Raw genomic sequence first — 16477 nt, 5'->3', positions numbered from 1 at the left:
ACCAACCGTAGCGTGGGCTTCTAGCCCACGGGCTAATGGGATTTCAGGGTACCTATGCCGTGGGCTAGAAGCCCACGCTACAAGAGCACGGGCCGATGGATATTCAATGCGCAAATGCCGTGGGCTGAAAGCCCACGCTACCCATCCACGCAATGGAGCGTCGTTGATTACCTAGGCGGGACTATCCGGCGGAGCTTTTCAGTTGCAGGCAGGCGCCGCCAGCGGTGTCTTCCTGCAATCCTCCGAACTGCTCGGCCATTACGGTTTCCCGTGCAATCGGCGCGCCTTCCAGCAGCACCAGCGCTTGCCCCTCATCCAGATCACGGTAGTGACAGATAGGCTGGCTCCAGCTGCTTTGTCCCACGGGGGGGCTTTCCGGCAAGGCCAATGGGGAGAGCAGATCACCGGCTCGAAGATAGACTTTCACCTGGCTGCCAGCGCGCCCAATCGCGACCCGGCGGCTGTGGCGGTCCAGCACCAGATAGGTGATGTCCAGGGTGCATCCCAGCCCCGACTTAACCAGTTGCTCGTTGAGATAACTCAGCATGGTAAAGGGTTCGAGGATCGCTTCACTGCCGCCCTGGCGGTAACGCTTAAGCTTCTGGTTGAAGAAACTGCGGATGATGACACTGACAAAGGCACTCAGGTTGCCACTGGGCTGAACCCGTGCAAGGTAGGCGCAGTAGAAACGGTCTCCGCACTCAAAGCCGTCACAGAGTCGGTCACTCACCGGCTGATTACGGAACAGGTTATAGCCGAACTCATAACCCTGGCGGCGCTGGCTGAATTCCGGAAACAGCTGGGCCTGGATCAGGGAAGCGGTTTGGGTGTCATGCTTGATGGCGTCAAAGTTATCCGCCATTTCGATGGATTGACCGGGGTCTTCCCAACCGGGAATTTCAGGTTCTTCCGGTACCGCAACATCGCCGGTTTCACGCAAGCAATCGATGATGGCTTGCTTGAGCACGGCCAGATCGGTCAGGGGTTTCATCAGGTAATCCCAGGCACCGAGTCGCAATGCGTCCACCACGTCCGACATCGCTTTGTTGCCGGTGATGACGATGCTCGGCACCTCCGGCGCAATTCGGGAGATCGCTTTGAGCAGCTCCAGTCCACCCATCCGTGGCATACAGAGGTCAACCAGAACCAGGTCCGGCTCGATGTCGTGGAAACGCTCCAGCGCTTCCTGGCCATCTTCAGCCCCGGTAACGGCCAGTCCCAACTGCGTACAGTAATCACTTACTAATTGACGGAATACCGGGTCGTCCTCGACCACAAGCACCGTAAGCCCATCCAACTGCATCGCTTTGTCGCCTCAAATCATGTTGTTATCGTTATGATTGTCAGTCGATCTCGTCGAGATACTCTTCCAGCAAATCGTCCTCTTCCTCCTTCTCGGGGAGATTGCCGTCATACAGCTGATATTCGACATACTGGAAATACGCTTCCTTAGTAAATACGTAAGGATCCAATGCGTTATCCAGTAGCGCCTCCTGATCGATCAATTTACTGCGAACCGAAAGCCCGTCCAAAGCCCACAACCCGGCTCGCTGCCAAAAATTAAATAAACTGTGGGGGAAGTATAGTTTATCGATGAAATCGCCCACTTCGTCCCTGACTGAACTGGGACCAAGCACAGGCAACATCAGATAGGGACCATTGGGAACGCCCCAATAACCCAGCACTTCGCCAAACTCATCCTGCTTTCTTGGTAGCCCCATGTGATTGGCCACATCGAAGAGCCCGACCACACCAAAGGTGCTGTTGATCAGGAAGCGGGCTGTGGCATTGGCCGCCCAATCCGGTTTGGCCTGAAGCAGATTGTTTACCGCACTGAAGGGTTCATCAAGGTTGCGCACCACATTCTCGACGCTGTCCCGGGCAGGTTCGGGCACGTAATCGGCGTAGGCGTGAACCACCGGACGGAACAGGTATCGGTCCAGGAAGAGATAGTTAAAATCCCACATCAGGCGGTTGAAGGGCTCGATAGGATCCCGGGGGTCCTTATAGTTGACCTCCAGGTCCAACTCCTCCGTTTGCTCGGCATATGCTCCGGTGGCACCCGTCACCAGCACCGCCATCAGGCACGCCGCCAAAATCCCTCTGTTCACCCAAGCATCCTCAAGAATCCATACTCCTTCGCCGATATGCTGTTATAGCGTCACTGCATCAACGGTAGGCTCAGCGAATAATCGTAAGCTTATCATTTGCATGACGTGAAAAAAGCATCGCCGCAACACAGTGTAGACAGAACATCATGATTCCGATCTCTGGTTCAGCTTCGGTTCATCCCCAGGCCGTAACTCCTCAGGTGGCTCAACTGATTGCCACGACATCCGTGCGACTTGCCGGCACCACCCTGCTGATCCAGACCGCCCATCGGACACTACAGTTTCAAGCGCCTGCCCAGCCATTGCCGCCTTCCGTAGCGCTGCAATCCCAAGCGGGTCAGTGGATCGCGCGCCCTCTGCTTGCTCATGGCAGCCCTCAGCCAACAAGCCAGTTTCCGGCCCCCCTGCAGCAAGCGCTGTCACTGCCCGGCCAAACCCTGGTGCCAATCCGCCTTGTCGCAGGGCAGCCCACGGTGACCCTCCCCACTGGCTCATTTACGCTCCCGATCCCATTGCCACCGGGCAGCGACTGGTGGCTGCGCATCTCCGATCCCCGCCAATGGCAGTTGGTGCGTCCCGGTCCCGGCCAGATTCTGACCCCACTGTCTGAGCGTGGTCCTGCGCCATCTCCACCGGTCACCTCGGCGCAAGGGCAGCCTCGTCCCTTTGAGGGAGCGGGCGATCCCGGCTGGCAGGCGCTGACGCGGATGCTGGGGCAGCAATTCGGCCAGAGTCAGCTCAGCCAGCTTCCCCTGCCCTCGTTGGCGCAATTGGCTCACCCTGCCCTGCTGGCCGCCCTATTTGCCCAGATTGGTCAGTTTCCTTATGGGGGCCGACTGGCTGCCCCTCTGGGGCCGCTGGCAACGCTCTGGCAGCGTTTGCTGGTTCCCCGGGCACGGGCAGAGCGCTCAGAGCTTGGGCGCGCTGTGGAGTCGCTCAGCGACGCTCAGCGCAAGGCGGCGCTCGCCTCGCTGACGCCAATGATTGATGACCTGGCTCAGTTTCAGCAGCAGAGCCAGTCAGACTCCGACCACCCGGCCCTGTATCTGGCGCTGCCCTATGGTCAGGAGCGTGAGCAGCGACAACTACAGCTGGCGCTGCAGCGCTACCGGGCCAACCCGGAAGATCAGGAGCCCAGTTGGCTGCTCTCACTGCGGTTTGAACTCAGCAATGGTGACCTTCTTCTGAAGGCGCGATACCGGGCCGAAACCCTCAGTCTGGATGCCGTTGCCAGCACCGCAATTTTGAGTGAAACGGTGAGCGGTCAGTTTGACGCTCTGCGTCAACGGTTCCAGGAGGCGGGATTGGCGGTGGGGGGATTGCGCTGCCGTCAGGGTGACGTGCCCAAGCGTCTGGGACAGAGCAGCACCACGCTCACTTATGGAGGCAGCTATGGAGCCTGATAAGGCGGTCGCGCTTCAGTACGACGGCAAAACCGTCCCCAAAGTGGTGGCAACCGGCGAAGGAGAGCTGGCCCAGCGGATCCGGGAGGCTGCCGAAGAGGCGGGTGTGCTGGTACATCAGGATGCCCAGCTGGCGCACTTGCTCAGCCAGCTGGAGTTGGGCGCGTCGATTCCGCCCGCCCTTTACGTGGTAATAGCGGAGCTGATCGCCTACGCCTATCTGGTTGAGGGACGCTTTCCGGAACAGTGGAACAATATCCATCAGCGCATTGACCATAAGGCGTGATAGCCACTTCCGCGAACCGTAGCGTGGACCTCTGGCCCACGGGCCCCGCAGCAACCGTAGCGTGAGCTTCTAGCCCACGGGCCCCGCAGCAACCGTAGCGTGGGCTTCTAGCCCACGGGCCTTTGGATAGTCAGAGCGCCTATGCCGTGGGCTGAAAGCCCACGCTACAAGCCCACGCTACAATCCATGGAAAACAAAAACGCCCCGGCTGATGGCCGGGGCGTATTTAATCAGGTTGCGGTTACTCGCCGCGCTGATGCAGCGTAACGAGCAACTGCGCTTCTGCCCGGGGAAGCTCACACTCGCGCATGATCTCCTCAACGTCGGCCCCCAGCTCCACCATCTTCATGGCACGGCTGTAGAGTCGGGCTTCCGGGTCCTGTTGAACCACTTCGTCCTGACGGGCCTGCAGAAGCGAGATGGACTGCTCCAGCTCCTTTACGCGCTTACCGACACCCAGCGCTCCTGAGCGCAGCTCCGCCAGTTCCCGCTTGAGGGATTCACTCTGCTTTTGCGACGCTTTATGCAGGGTCTTAAGCGCGTCGTACTTGCGTAAAAACTCCCCTTCACGCTTACGTACCCAGCTAAACAGCGCCAGGTTGCCAAGCACCAGCCCGACGAGTGCGATGAACCATGCCCAGTCCAAACCGCTCACAGCGATGCCAGCTCCTGCCACTCCTGATCACTCAGGAGCTTCTCCAGGTCAACCAGGATCAGCAGCTTGTCGTCACGGTGACAAACGCCCTGGATGAATTTGGCGCTCTCCTCATTGCCCACGTTGGGCGCGGAGTCCACTTCGGAGCTGTTGAGGTACACCACCTCAGCCACGCTGTCGACCAGGATACCAACCACCTGATCTTCGGCCTCGATGATCACGATGCGGGTGTGGTCGGTGATCGGTGCCTCAGCCAGTCCAAAGCGCGCGCGGGTGTCGATGACGGTGACCACGTTACCACGCAGGTTGATGATGCCCAGCACATAGCTCGGTGCGCCCGGCACCGGAGCGATGTCGGAGTAGCGCAGCACTTCGCGTACCTGCATCACGTTGATGCCGTAGGTTTCATGTTCCAGATGGAAGGTCACCCACTGCAGAACCTCATCACTACGCTCTGCGGCTTCTGCGGTATTTTGTTGAATGTTCATCCCTCAGGACTCCTTTACGCTGATATCCTTGCCCGCTTCCAGCAGGGAAATGGTTGCCGGGACATCCAGCACCACACACATCCGCTCCCGCACGATCCCGGCGAGATAACGCTTGTCGGCACTGGGCTGTCGCCATTGAACTTGCGCCTTGTCGAGCGGCTCGGCATTGACCAGCGTGTCGCAGGCCAGTGCCCAGGGACTGCCGCCCAACTGCACCATATATCGATAATTCGGTTCGGTTTTCGCCCGCTCAGGCATCAGCCAGCGGGCGCTGTCCACCACCTGAAGGCTGGCGCCATTTTCCGTCTGAACGCCCATCATCCAGGGCGCAGACCCGGGAAGCTGGCTCAGTTGGCCAACCCGTTTAATCCCCCCCAGCAGTTGCAGGGGCACCGCCACGGTCAGGCCTCCAACTTTGAAGTAGAGGCACTGAAATCGCTCTTCCAGACTTTCCTGCCAATCCACGTCAGATGATGACTTGGGCGCTTCGGCAATTTGCGGGGCAGCCGCCAGTACCGGTTCTGCCACTTTGGGCGCGGCAACCATAACCGGTTCGGCCTTCACCGGCTCTGGCGTGGGTTCCGGGGCTTCTGCCTCGTGCGCCTGGGAGCGGGCCAGCAGGGCGTTCAGCCCGGCGGTCTGGACCGGATCCGGATCGCTGAGGAGTACATCAAAATAGTCACTGACCGCTTGCTGTGCGACGCGCGACATGGTGCCCTCCCCGGCTCAGTAGTTCATCAAGTAAGTCATTGTATGCCTTCACGCCGCGGCAATCACTCGCGTACTGCGGTGCAGGCAGATGAGCGAGACTGGCGTCACGAAAACGGGTATCTACCGGGATAACCGAGTGCCACAACGTGTTCGGGTGACTGCGAACCAGCTCCGACAACGCCAGCAGCGAAGCCCGGGTCCGGCGGTCAAACATGGTGGGCACAATGATGTGCGGTGGCACGCGCCGTCCGCCGTGACCCAACTTTTGCAGGGTCTGAATCATCCGGTCCAACCCCTTCAGGGCGAGAAATTCGGTCTGTACTGGCACGATGATCTGCTCACAAGCCGCCAACGCATTCACCATCAACACCCCCAGCACCGGTGGGCAGTCGATCAGGACCGCATCGTAGCGGTGGCTGAGACGGTTGAGGATCGACTTCAGAATCAACCCCATCCCCGCCAGGCTGCCGAGGCTTCGATCCAGGGTGGCCAGCGCGGTGGCGGCTGGCAACAGCTCCAAACCGGTGACGTTGGTGGGGACAATTACCGATTCGATCTGAGCCTGACTCAAATCCTGATGGTGATAGAACAGGTCAAACAGCGAACCGGGCATCTCCTCGGGGTCGAGCCCAAGGTAGTAGCCCAGTGAGGCGTGGGGATCCGTGTCCACCATCAGCACTCGCTGGCCGCGCTGCACCAACAGGCCCGCCAGTGTCACCACCGTGGTGGTTTTACCGACGCCGCCCTTCTGGTTAACGATGGTCCAGATCCGCACCCTGTCTCCTATTGCCCGGTGTAACGAACCCCACCATGGGGTTCCTGCATTACCCGAACGCCGTTGGGCTGCACTTCAACCAACTGGGGCTCACCGGTCTGGGCCGCGGTCGCTCGCAGTGCATCGCGACGCTGATACTCCGCCAGGCGGCTGTTCAGCTCCCGGTTCTGGGCCATCAGCTGAGCCATCTTCTCATGCTCACGAGTGGCCTGACCGTGCACTTCAGCCAACTGCTGATGCAGCTCCTTGGCGTAGAAGTGCTTATCGACGGCCCAAACCAGGCTGATCACGGCACACAGGCTGCTGGCGTAGGCCAGCACCATGTAGATCCGCAATGTCCAATCAGTGGCGGTGTGTTTCACGAAGAATCGCCTCAGCCATCTGGTTCAAGGGAATGGAGTGGGTGGCGATCCCTTCCGCTGCCACCGCTTGCGGCATGCCGTAGACCACGCAACTGGCGGCATCCTGAGCCCAGATGGTCGCCCCCAACTTCTTCAGCATACGGGCACCTTCCCGGCCATCTGCACCCATGCCGGTCAGAATCACGCCAAGCGCGTCGCCACCGAATGCCCGGGTGGCGCTGCCAAAGGTGATGTCGACCGAAGGCTTGTAGTTGATCTGCTCGTCCCCCTCGCGGATGACAATGCGGGCGTTGGCACCACTGCCTTCCACCAGCATCTGCTTGCCACCCGGTGCCAGATAGGCAGTTCCGGGCTGCAGACGGTCACCATGCTGAGCTTCCTTTACCGAGATATTGCACAGGCTGTCCAGGCGCTGGGCAAACGCCGGGGTAAAGGCCGCAGGCATGTGCTGCACCAGCAGGATCGGGTGAGGATAGTCTGCCGGGAAGCGGGTCAGAATAGTTTGCAGCGCTACCGGACCACCGGTGGAGGTGCCGATCAGCAAGGCGCGGTAACGCTTACCGGAAGCGCGTCCCGGCAAGTTGGCCTCGCCCACAGCAGAGCGGGCAGCCGGGCGCACGGGCGCAGCGGCACTGCCTACCGGAGTACCGATCCGGCTTTGTACCGGTCGGCTGGGGGCCGCAGGCGTGCTGAGGCGTACCCGTTTATGGGCAATTGCCTTAACCCGTTGCTGCAGAAGCCGGCTCGCTTCCTGGCGATCGTTGGCGATCTCCTCGAAGCGTTTGGGCAGGAAATCCGCCGCACCGGCATCCAGCGCTTCCAGAGTGGAACGGGCGCCATCATAAGTCAGGGAGGAGAACATCAGTACCGGGATCGGGTGCTCCCGCATCAGAGTGCGTACGGCAGTAATGCCATCCATCACCGGCATCTCAATGTCCATGGTGACCACATCGGGACGCAGGCGACGTACTTTTTCCACCGCGTCCTGGCCATTAATGGCGGTGTCGATCACTTCCAGTTCCGGGTCCGCACCGAGGATCTCTGCCACCCGGCGTCGGAAAAAGCTGGAATCATCGACCACCAATACCTTTATGGTCATGCTTATCCTTTCGTTCTAACCGCCCCGCCGCCTTACCGGCGACGGGCGTAATGTTTGAGCATCCCGGGCACATCCAGGATCAGGGCGATACCCCCGTTGGAGGTGATGGTGGCGCCCGCCACGCCGGGGGTGCCATGCAGCAGGGAGCCGAGGGGTTTGATCACCACCTCTTCCTGGCCAATCAGGGCATCCACGACGAAACCCACAACGGTGTTGCCGATATGGACGATCACCACATGCCCCTGCCCTTCCCGCTCCGCGCGGCCTGCGGCTTTGACCAGCCACTTGTCCAGGTAGAACAGGGGGATCGCACGCTCGCGGATGGTGATGGAGAGTTGGCCATCCACCACGTTGGTCTGAGCCAGGTCCATATGGAAGATTTCGTTCACACAGGCCAGCGGCAACGCAAACACCTGACCCGCCACTTCCACCATCAGGGTGGGCATGATGGCCAGTGTCAGGGGCACCTTGATCTGGATGACCGTGCCTTCGCCCGGCGAGGAGTCGATGCTGACCGAGCCATTCAACTGGGCAATACGGGTTTTCACCACATCCATGCCAACGCCGCGACCGGAGATGTCGGAGATCTCGGTCTTGGTGGAGAAGCCCGGCGCAAAGATCAGGTTATAGGCGTCCACATCGGACATTCTTGAGGCGGCGTCCGCATCAATCACACCCCGATCGATGGCGATCTGCTTCAGCTTCTCGGCATTCATGCCGCCGCCATCGTCGCGGATCTCCAGCTGGATATGGTCGCCCTCCTGGGCCGCACTCAGGACGATAGTGCCCTGACGGGTTTTGCCGATGGACTCTCGCACATCCGGCATCTCAATACCGTGGTCTACGGAGTTGCGAACCAGGTGCACCAGCGGATCCGCCAGCGCCTCCACCAGGTTCTTGTCCAGATCGGTTTCCTCACCAATCAGCTGCAGCTGGATCTCTTTATTCAGGCTGCGGGCCAAATCACGAACCACGCGCGGGAAGCGACCAAACACTTTTTTGATCGGTTGCATGCGGGTTTTCATCACCCCGCCCTGCAGATCGGAAGTGACGATGTCGAGACTGGCCAGTGCCTTGGCCATCTCTTCGTCATCCCGCTCCAGGCCGAGCGTCACCAGGCGGTTACGCACCAGTACCAGCTCTCCCACCATATTCATGATGTCGTCGAGCCGACGGGTATCCACCCGAACGGTCGTATCGCCCTGGGGCTGCACCTGCGCCTTCTTTGCCGCAGGGGCGGCAGCCACGTCCGGCTTGGCTTGCGCTGGCTCAGCCTGAACCGCAGCAGCGGGCGCCGGAGTCGAAGCGGCAGCACCCGGAGCGGTCCCCTTGCCGTGCAGTTGGTCCAGCAGGGCTTCAAATTCGTCGTCGTTGATCAACTCGTCAGCACTGGCCGGTGCCTCGGAGGACGCGGATACCGGCTCGCTTGCTGGTGGCTGAGTGGCGCCAACATCGGCCACTTCGCCAAAACGGCCCGAGCCATGAAGTTGATCCAGTAGGGCCTCAAACTCGTCGTCGCTGATATCGTCGGTCTCAGGCGTCTCGGATTCGGTCTCTTCTACACGGACGGAGAACTGGCCCTTACCGTGAAGTTGGTCCAGCAGGGATTCGAACTCGTCATCGCTGATGTCGTCATCGCTGCCCGCTTCGGTCGTGGCACCAGAACCCTCCAGTGCGGAGAGGTAAGACTGATACTCGCCTTGAGTCAGGGCGTCGATGCCCTCACCAGCGGACTCTGCGGGAGCTTTCGGCAGCTCAGGCACCAACTCGGAAACCGGTACCGGGTCTACCGCTGCCACGGCGGGAGCCGGGGCAGGAGCCGGGGCGATCTCCTCACCACTGCACAACCGCTCCAGCTGCGCCAGCAGTGCCGGTTCGGCCGGAGTCAGCTCGACACCGCTTTGCAGTTCACCAAACATGGCATTTACCGTGTCCAGTGCATTGAGCACCACGTCCATCAGACTGGCGCTGACATTGAGTTTGTCGTTGCGCAGCAGGTCAAAGACGTTTTCCGCACCATGACACACGTCCACCATGGCGTTCAGCGAGAGGAAGCCAGCGCCGCCCTTTACGGTATGGAAACCGCGGAAAATGGCGTTGAGCAGCTCCCGGTCTGTCGGATTCTGCTCCAGGTCTACCAGTTGTGCCTGCAGTTGCTCGAGGATCTCTGCCGCCTCGATCAGAAAGTCCTGCAGAATGTCGTCGTCAAGATCGAATCCCATCGGTTAACTCCTAGAAACCGAGACTGGACAGCAGGTCGTCGACCTCGTCCTGACCGCTCACCACGTCGTCACGCTGTTCGGCGTTCATCGCCGGGCCTTCGGCCTCAAGCGTGTCGCGCTCCTTGGTCTGGTAAGGGCGTTCGCCAAACACGGTCAACAGCTCAACCAGGCTGAACTCCACTTCCTGAACCAGCTCAATCACTTTGCGGATCACCTGGCCGGTCAGGTCCTGGTAGTCCTGAGCCATCAGGATCTGGTTCAGCAGGTCACGAAGCCGTTCGACGTCGTTGCCGGTGTGGTGCAGTAAGCCATCCACGTCATGACACAGCACCTTGAAATCATCCAGGGCCAGTTCACGGCGCATCAGCTGCTCCCAGCGGGGCTGCACTTCAACCAGTTTGTCTTTGAGGGCGTCGGCGAGGGGCAGGCTCTCCTCTACCGCATCCATGGTGCGGTTGGCGGCCTGTTCGGTCATGCCGATCACGTAGTTGAGACGCTCTTTGGCGTCGGGGATCTCTTGATTGGCCAACTCGCTGATGCGGTCATCCACCTGGAAATCACGCAGCGCGTCGTGCAGTTGGCGGGTCAGTTTACCGACCTCATCAAAGAGTTGTTGAGTCAGGGGGGCGCTAAATTGTCGAACCAGCTGGTTGGCCTGACCAACCTCTCCCTGTTCGAGCAGTGAAACCAGTTCCTGGGCCTGCTGGAGGGAGATCAGCGCTTGTTCTTCGCTCATGATCACATCCTTGTGATGTTAGTTCAGACGCTCGAAGATCTTATCCAGCTTCTCTTTCAGGGTCGCGGCCGTGAAGGGCTTGACGATGTAGCCGTTCACCCCGGCCTGGGCAGCAGTCACGATCTGCTCTCGCTTGGCTTCCGCCGTCACCATCAACACTGGCAGGTGCTTCAGGTTGTCATCAGCGCGGATGGCACGCAGCAGGTCGATGCCCTGCATGCCCGGCATGTTCCAGTCGGTCACCACGAAGTCGAAATCGCCATTTTGCAGCATCGGCAGGGCGGTAGAGCCGTCGTCGGCTTCTTGAGTGTTATTGAACCCCAGATCCCGCAACAGGTTCTTGATGATTCGACGCATCGTTGAGAAGTCGTCAACGATGAGGATCTTCATGTTCTTGTCCAAGTGTTCCTCCGGCACATTAAACGCGGATGGGCAGGGTCACTCCCGCCAGGCTCGCAATTTGGTTTTCAATCGGACCATGGCCTGACTGTGGATCTGGCTGACGCGAGATTCACTGACGCCAAGTACCTGGCCAATCTCTTTTAAATTCAATTCTTCGTCGTAGTAAAGCGACAGGACCAGGGCTTCCCTTTCCGGCAAGGTTTTGATCGCCTCTACCAGAGAAGACTGGAAACGCTGGTCGGCAAGGTCGGAGAAATTGCTGGGGCTGTCATCGCCAGGACCGATGGCATCTTCCGACACCCCAAGGTCCTCCAGACCAACCAATTTTCCGGCGCTGACATCGTGCAGGATATGATGATACTCATCCAGAGAGAGTTCAAGATAATCAGCGACTTCCGTGCTGGTTGGGTCACGTCCGAGTTGCTTTTCCAGCTGTTCCATCGCTTCGGTCACACGCCGGTTGTTGCGATGCACGGATCGAGGGGTCCAATCGCCACGCCGGATCTCATCCAGCATGGCGCCGCGGATGCGGATCCCCGCGAAGGTTTCAAAGCTCGCGCCTTTGCTCCCATCGAAGTTCCGCGCCGCTTCCAGCAAGCCCACCATGCCAGCCTGCAGCAGGTCATCCAGCTGCACACTGGCAGGCAGGCGCGCCAGCAGATGGTGAGCAATGCGCTTCACCAGCGGCGTGTGCCGCTCCACCAGCGCCGCCCGGTTATCAAACTGGGCGTAGGCCGCCGCCTTATTCACCCGAGGCCTCGGCGTACATATTGCGACGCACCAGACGCTCTACGAAGAACTCCAGATGACCGCTGGGGTTTTGCGGAGTCGGCCAGGTCTGGATCTTGTTGGCCAGCCCCTGATAAGCGATGGCGGCAGGAGTACGCGGGAAGGCGTCCACAACCACTTTCTGCTGACGCACCGCTTTGCGAACATTCTCGTCGTAGGGGATGGTGGCCACCAGTTCCAGCGCCACGTCCAGGAAGCGGTCGGTCACCTTGGAGAGCTTGGCGTACAGCTCCATCCCTTCACGCAGGCTGCGTACCATGTTGGCCACGATGCGGAAGCGGAACACGCCGTGCTCCCGGGACAGCAGCTTGATCAGGGCATAGGCGTCGGTAATGGAGGTGGGCTCATCGCACACCACAACCATCACCTCCTGCGAGGCCCGAGCAAAGCTCAGCACCATGTCGGAGATGCCCGCTGCGGTATCCACAATCAGGACGTCAAACTGGTTTTCCAGTGCAGAGAAGGACTGGATCAGAGCGGCATGCTGAGACGGGCTCAACTCCACCATATTCTGAGTTCCGGACGCGGCGGGGACGATGTAGATCCCCTGAGGGCCTTTCACCAGCACCTCTTCCAGGGTGCACTCACCGGCCAGAACGTGGGACAGGTTCCGCTGGACCCGAAGCCCGAGCAGAACGTCCACGTTAGCCAGACCCAAATCCGCATCCAGCACCAGCACCTTCTGCCCCTGAGCCGCCAGGGCGGTGGCGGTGTTGATGGAGACGTTGGTTTTCCCTACGCCCCCCTTGCCGCCGGTGACCGCAATCACCTTGACCATTTTTTCTTTGTTTTGTGCCATTTTTCTCAGCCCACTTGCTTGATCCTGGAGAAACCACTTACTCATACAGACCTGCCATATTCTGTCGTTGCGTAGACATAGGGCTGGCCTGCACGCCCCCCTCTTCCGCCAGCGCCCGCTGGGCCAGATAGCGTGGGTCAGCGGTACGGAGATCCTCCGGTACCCGTTGGCCATCTGTCAGGTAGCACACCGGCAGTCGATTCTGGATCAGCACGCTCAGTGCCTCTCCGATGTTATGGGCTTCATCCAACTTGGTCAGGATGCATCCGGCCAGATCGATCTGGCGGAAACGCTCCACGGTCTCTTTCAATACCCGGTACTGCGCCGTTGCCGAGAGCACCAGATAGGGTTTAATCGGGAGTCGGGTGGAGCGGGTCAGCTGATCCAGCTGCTCCACCAGACGCATATCTCGCTGGCCCATGCCTGCCGTGTCGATCAGGATCAGGCGGCGGCTGCGAAGTTGGTAAATGACGTTTTCCAGCTCTTCCACACTGGCGGCGCTGCGCACCGGGCACCCCATGATCTTGCCGAAGGTGGTCAACTGCTCCTGAGCGCCGATGCGGTAGTTGTCGGTGGTCACCAGCGCCACCTGGTTGATGCCGTAGCGCGCCACGAATCGGGCGGCCAGTTTGGCAATGGTGGTGGTTTTGCCGACGCCGGTTGGGCCGACCAGAGCGATCACACCGCCCTCGTTCAGCATGCTTTCGTTGCCGCACACCAGGGAGCGGGCTACCAGTTCCGGCAGGTACTCGATGGCATCGTGGATCTCCGCTTCTGCGGGCACCATCTGAGCGAAGTGCTCAGCCATCTCCTTATGGAAACCCAGTTCGCGGAGCTGCTCAGTGAGCATCGCCCGTACCGGCTCTGTGCGCGCCAAATCCTGCTGCATCAGGCTGGAGACCTGGTGTTGGAGCAGCTGACGGATGGACGCCATCTCCGCCTTCATGGCGGTCAGTTCGTCACTGTTTTGGGTGGCGTTACGGGAAACCGGTTGTTGGGCCGGGGTGGATGGACGAGCGGTGGAGGCTTCCGCTTTGGGCGCATCAAACGCCCGTTGAGCCCACTTGGGCAGCGCCTGCTCCTGCTTGGAGAGCATGGCCCGGGCTTCTTTCTGCTGCCGACGCTCCTGCTGGCGCTCCAGCAGCGCCCGCAGACTGTCACTGTCCGGCGCCATCGGCGTATCGGTGGCCGGTTTGGGTGCGGCACCCGCGGACAGGCTGACCTTATCCTCGTTCAGAGCTCGCTCACCCAGAGCGGTGAAGCGATCCGGCTCCTGCGGCGTCGGTTTTTCGGCGCTGGGGCTGTTGCCACGCTGATCGAAGTCTACTGCCGCCACGATCTCGACGCCCCCGGTCACCCGCTTGTTGGACATGATTACCGCGTCCGGCCCCAAGGTTTCTTTGACCTCAGTCAGGGCCGCTCGCATGTCCTTGGCAAAAAACCGTTTTATTTTCAAGGCTCTATCCTTTAACTACCGGCTACTGGCCGACGGATTGAACAATTCGTATCTGTTTGTCGTCCGGGATCTCCTGGTACGACAGCACCCGCAGGGCCGGGATGGTGTGCTTCACAAAGCGGGACAGGGTTGTCCGCAGCAAGCCGGAGGTCAGCAGAACCGCCGGTTCCCCCACCATCTCCTGTTTCTGCGCCGCCTCGCTCAATGAGCGCTGCAGTCGCTCGGCCAATCCGGGCTCCAATCCACTGTTTTCGCCGTTACTGGCCTGCAGGGATTGATGCAATATCTGTTCCAGCTCAGGGGAGAGGGTCACCACCGGGATCTCCCGCTCAGGCCCATTAATCTCCTGAACGATCAATCGCTTCATCGCGATGCGGCAGGCGGCCGTCAGCACGTCTGGGTCCTGACTCTTGGGCCCATACTCCACCAGCGTCTGGATCAGGGTGCGGGTATCGCGGATCGGCACCCCTTCATTGAGCAGGTTCTGCATCACCTTGACGATCACCCCGAGGCTGAGGATATCCGGCACCAGCCCTTCCACCAGCTTGGGCGACTGTTTGCCCAGCAGTTCCAGCAGCTGTTGCACCTCTTCATAGCCGAGCAGCTGAGCCGCATTGTTGCTGAGCAACTGCGACAAGTGGGTGGCCACAACGGTTGAGGCATCTACGACGGTGTAACCCAGCGTCTGGGCGTAATCGCGCTGCTCCGAGCTGACCCAGACCGCTTCGAGCCCGAAGGCGGGGTCCTTGGTGGGCTGCCCTTCAAGCTTGCCAAACACCTGGCCGGGGTTGATGGCAAGTTCGCCGTCGTGGCGGATCTCCGCCTCACCGACCACCACGCCCATCAGGCTGATGCGATAGTGATTGGGGGGCAGATCCAGGTTGTCACGGATATGCACCGGCGGGATAAGGAAGCCGAACTCCTGCGAGAGCTTCTTGCGCACCCCTTTGATGCGGGACAGCAACTCACCGTTTTGAGCCTTGTCCACCAGCGGGATCAGGCGGTAGCCCACCTCCAGGCCGATGATGTCGACATGATTTACGTCGTCCCAGCCCAGCTCTTTCGGTTCACTCTCAAGCCGCTCGGTATTGCCCTTGGCTTCCTCCAGCTCCGCGACCTCCTGCTCTTTCTCACGCTTGCGCTTGAGGTACCAGGTCAGGCCCGCCAGGCTGAGACCGAGGGAGAGGAACGCCATGTGCGGCATGCCGGGCACCAGGCCCATGATGATCAGCACACCGGCGCAGATCACCAGCACCTTGGGATTGTCAAACATCTGACGCATCACTTCGTCGCCCATCTGCTGGGATTCGTTCTGACGGGTGATGATGATGGCGGCGCCGATGGAGAGCAGCAGACCGGGGATCTGGGCGACCAGACCGTCGCCGATGGTCAGCAGGGTGTAGATCTCAATCGCTTCACCGAAGCCCAGCCCATGCTGTGCCATACCGATGATGAAGCCACCGAGAATGTTGATAAACAGAATCAGGATGCCAGCAATGGCATCCCCTTTTACGAACTTTGAGGCACCGTCCATGGAGCCGTAAAAGTCGGCTTCCTTGGCCACTTCCGCGCGTCTGTCCCGGGCCTGTTCCTGGTTGAGAATGCCGGCATTGAGGTCTGCGTCGATCGCCATCTGCTTGCCGGGCATGGCATCAAGGGTAAAGCGGGCGCTCACTTCCGAAATCCGTCCGGCGCCCTTGGTCACCACCACAAAGTTGATGATCACCAGGATAAGGAACACCACCAGACCCACGGCGTAGTTGCCGCCAATCACCACGGAACCGAACGCCTCAATCACCTTGCCGGCGGCATCGGGGCCGTTGTGACCCTCAAGCAGCACCACCCGGGTGGACGCCACGTTGAGCGCCAGTCGCAACAGCGTCGCCACCAGCAGTACCGTGGGGAAGGCGGCAAAATCCAGCGGTCGCAGGGTGTAGATCGCCACCAGCAGCACCACGAGCGCCAGCGCGATATTGAAGGTGAACAGCATGTCCAGCAGCAGCGGCGGCATCGGCAACGTCACCATCGCCAGCGCAGCAAGAACCAGCAACGGCGTGCCGATCCCCTGCAGATGCAGACGATGACGTTGAGAGAGGGATGGGATAAGTGCTTTCAGATCCATGCTGCGACTGTTGATTGACGTCTCGAGCGGGGCTGCAATTACTGCGCCATGAGTTCAGATG

Annotated in this window: 17 protein-coding genes; 2 read left to right on the top strand and 15 right to left on the bottom strand. The window is 60.2% G+C overall.

The window, feature by feature from the left end:
- Window positions 1-181: 181 nt before the first annotated feature.
- Window positions 182-1303: a response regulator gene (locus KUV52_RS08930; protein WP_222525596.1), complete on the bottom strand. Its 1122-nt coding sequence runs from the start codon at window positions 1301-1303 to the stop codon at window positions 182-184.
- A gap of 40 nt (window positions 1304-1343) precedes the next feature.
- On the bottom strand, window positions 1344-2111 hold the full coding sequence (locus KUV52_RS08925) for a VacJ family lipoprotein (protein WP_222525595.1): 768 nt from the start codon (window positions 2109-2111) through the stop codon (window positions 1344-1346).
- Window positions 2112-2257: 146 nt separating this feature from the next.
- On the opposite strand from KUV52_RS08925, the gene KUV52_RS08920 reads away from it, so the two are divergent.
- A complete protein-coding gene (locus tag KUV52_RS08920) occupies window positions 2258-3514 on the top strand; it encodes a flagellar hook-length control protein FliK (protein WP_222525594.1) in 1257 nt (418 codons plus the stop codon).
- A complete protein-coding gene (locus KUV52_RS08915) occupies window positions 3492-3800 on the top strand; it encodes an EscU/YscU/HrcU family type III secretion system export apparatus switch protein (protein ID WP_222525593.1) in 309 nt (102 codons plus the stop codon). The genes KUV52_RS08920 and KUV52_RS08915 overlap by 23 nt, the downstream gene beginning before the upstream one ends.
- A gap of 241 nt (window positions 3801-4041) precedes the next feature.
- Here the strand turns inward: KUV52_RS08915 and KUV52_RS08910 are convergent, their stop codons facing one another.
- From KUV52_RS08910 to flhA, 13 genes are read right to left on the bottom strand one after another with little or no spacing between them, the layout of a single operon-like run.
- The gene (locus tag KUV52_RS08910) at window positions 4042-4455 is read right to left on the bottom strand and encodes a DUF2802 domain-containing protein (protein WP_222525592.1); all 414 of its coding nucleotides are present in this window, start codon (window positions 4453-4455) and stop codon (window positions 4042-4044) included.
- Window positions 4452-4943 carry a chemotaxis protein CheW gene (locus tag KUV52_RS08905; protein WP_222525591.1) on the bottom strand — a complete coding sequence of 164 codons (492 nt, stop codon included), beginning with the start codon at window positions 4941-4943 and terminating at the stop codon, window positions 4452-4454. Before KUV52_RS08905 ends, KUV52_RS08910 begins: the two co-directional genes overlap by 4 nt.
- A 3-nt stretch (window positions 4944-4946) precedes the next feature.
- Entirely contained in the window at window positions 4947-5654 is a 708-nt protein-coding gene (locus KUV52_RS08900) for a CheW domain-containing protein (protein ID WP_222525590.1), read from the bottom strand.
- Window positions 5623-6429, bottom strand: coding sequence for a ParA family protein (locus KUV52_RS08895; RefSeq protein WP_222525589.1), 807 nt, complete (start codon window positions 6427-6429; stop codon window positions 5623-5625). Before KUV52_RS08895 ends, KUV52_RS08900 begins: the two co-directional genes overlap by 32 nt.
- An 8-nt stretch (window positions 6430-6437) precedes the next feature.
- Window positions 6438-6791, bottom strand: a complete 354-nt coding sequence (locus KUV52_RS08890; protein ID WP_222525588.1) for a hypothetical protein — start codon at window positions 6789-6791, stop codon at window positions 6438-6440.
- Window positions 6772-7890, bottom strand: a complete 1119-nt coding sequence (locus tag KUV52_RS08885; protein ID WP_222525587.1) for a chemotaxis response regulator protein-glutamate methylesterase — start codon at window positions 7888-7890, stop codon at window positions 6772-6774. Before KUV52_RS08885 ends, KUV52_RS08890 begins: the two co-directional genes overlap by 20 nt.
- 32 nt (window positions 7891-7922) lie before the next feature.
- Window positions 7923-10112: a chemotaxis protein CheA gene (locus KUV52_RS08880; RefSeq protein WP_222525586.1), complete on the bottom strand. Its 2190-nt coding sequence runs from the start codon at window positions 10110-10112 to the stop codon at window positions 7923-7925.
- A gap of 10 nt (window positions 10113-10122) precedes the next feature.
- On the bottom strand, window positions 10123-10851 hold the full coding sequence (locus KUV52_RS08875) for a protein phosphatase CheZ (protein WP_409996483.1): 729 nt from the start codon (window positions 10849-10851) through the stop codon (window positions 10123-10125).
- Between the two features lie 15 nt (window positions 10852-10866).
- Complete coding sequence (cheY, locus tag KUV52_RS08870) at window positions 10867-11250, bottom strand: chemotaxis response regulator CheY (protein WP_222525584.1); 384 nt, start codon at window positions 11248-11250, stop codon at window positions 10867-10869.
- A gap of 36 nt (window positions 11251-11286) precedes the next feature.
- On the bottom strand, window positions 11287-12000 hold the full coding sequence (locus KUV52_RS08865) for an RNA polymerase sigma factor FliA (protein ID WP_222525583.1): 714 nt from the start codon (window positions 11998-12000) through the stop codon (window positions 11287-11289).
- Window positions 11993-12883, bottom strand: coding sequence for a MinD/ParA family protein (locus KUV52_RS08860; protein WP_315900165.1), 891 nt, complete (start codon window positions 12881-12883; stop codon window positions 11993-11995). The genes KUV52_RS08865 and KUV52_RS08860 overlap by 8 nt, the downstream gene beginning before the upstream one ends.
- Window positions 12876-14294, bottom strand: coding sequence for a flagellar biosynthesis protein FlhF (gene flhF / locus KUV52_RS08855; RefSeq protein WP_222525581.1), 1419 nt, complete (start codon window positions 14292-14294; stop codon window positions 12876-12878). Before flhF ends, KUV52_RS08860 begins: the two co-directional genes overlap by 8 nt.
- Before the next feature lie 22 nt (window positions 14295-14316).
- Window positions 14317-16416: a flagellar biosynthesis protein FlhA gene (gene flhA / locus KUV52_RS08850; RefSeq protein ID WP_222525580.1), complete on the bottom strand. Its 2100-nt coding sequence runs from the start codon at window positions 16414-16416 to the stop codon at window positions 14317-14319.
- Window positions 16417-16477 lie beyond the last annotated feature (61 nt).

Source organism: Ferrimonas balearica (assembly GCF_019802055.1).
In the GTDB taxonomy this organism is placed as follows: Bacteria; Pseudomonadota; Gammaproteobacteria; order Enterobacterales; family Shewanellaceae; genus Ferrimonas; species Ferrimonas balearica_A.
Note: the sequence above shows the minus strand (reverse complement) of the source record. Positions and strands in the feature narration are given on the sequence as shown.

Coding starts and splice junctions, on each gene's coding strand:
- flhA (WP_222525580.1), bottom strand. CDS start 16,416: ATGGATCTGAAAGCACTTATCCCATCCCTCTCTCAACGTCATCGTCTG.
- KUV52_RS08900 (WP_222525590.1), bottom strand. CDS start 5,654: ATGTCGCGCGTCGCACAGCAAGCGGTCAGTGACTATTTTGATGTACTC.
- KUV52_RS08885 (WP_222525587.1), bottom strand. CDS start 7,890: ATGACCATAAAGGTATTGGTGGTCGATGATTCCAGCTTTTTCCGACGC.
- KUV52_RS08915 (WP_222525593.1), top strand. CDS start 3,492: ATGGAGGCAGCTATGGAGCCTGATAAGGCGGTCGCGCTTCAGTACGAC.
- KUV52_RS08905 (WP_222525591.1), bottom strand. CDS start 4,943: ATGAACATTCAACAAAATACCGCAGAAGCCGCAGAGCGTAGTGATGAG.
- KUV52_RS08920 (WP_222525594.1), top strand. CDS start 2,258: ATGATTCCGATCTCTGGTTCAGCTTCGGTTCATCCCCAGGCCGTAACT.
- KUV52_RS08880 (WP_222525586.1), bottom strand. CDS start 10,112: ATGGGATTCGATCTTGACGACGACATTCTGCAGGACTTTCTGATCGAG.
- KUV52_RS08930 (WP_222525596.1), bottom strand. CDS start 1,303: ATGCAGTTGGATGGGCTTACGGTGCTTGTGGTCGAGGACGACCCGGTA.
- KUV52_RS08860 (WP_315900165.1), bottom strand. CDS start 12,883: ATGAGTAAGTGGTTTCTCCAGGATCAAGCAAGTGGGCTGAGAAAAATG.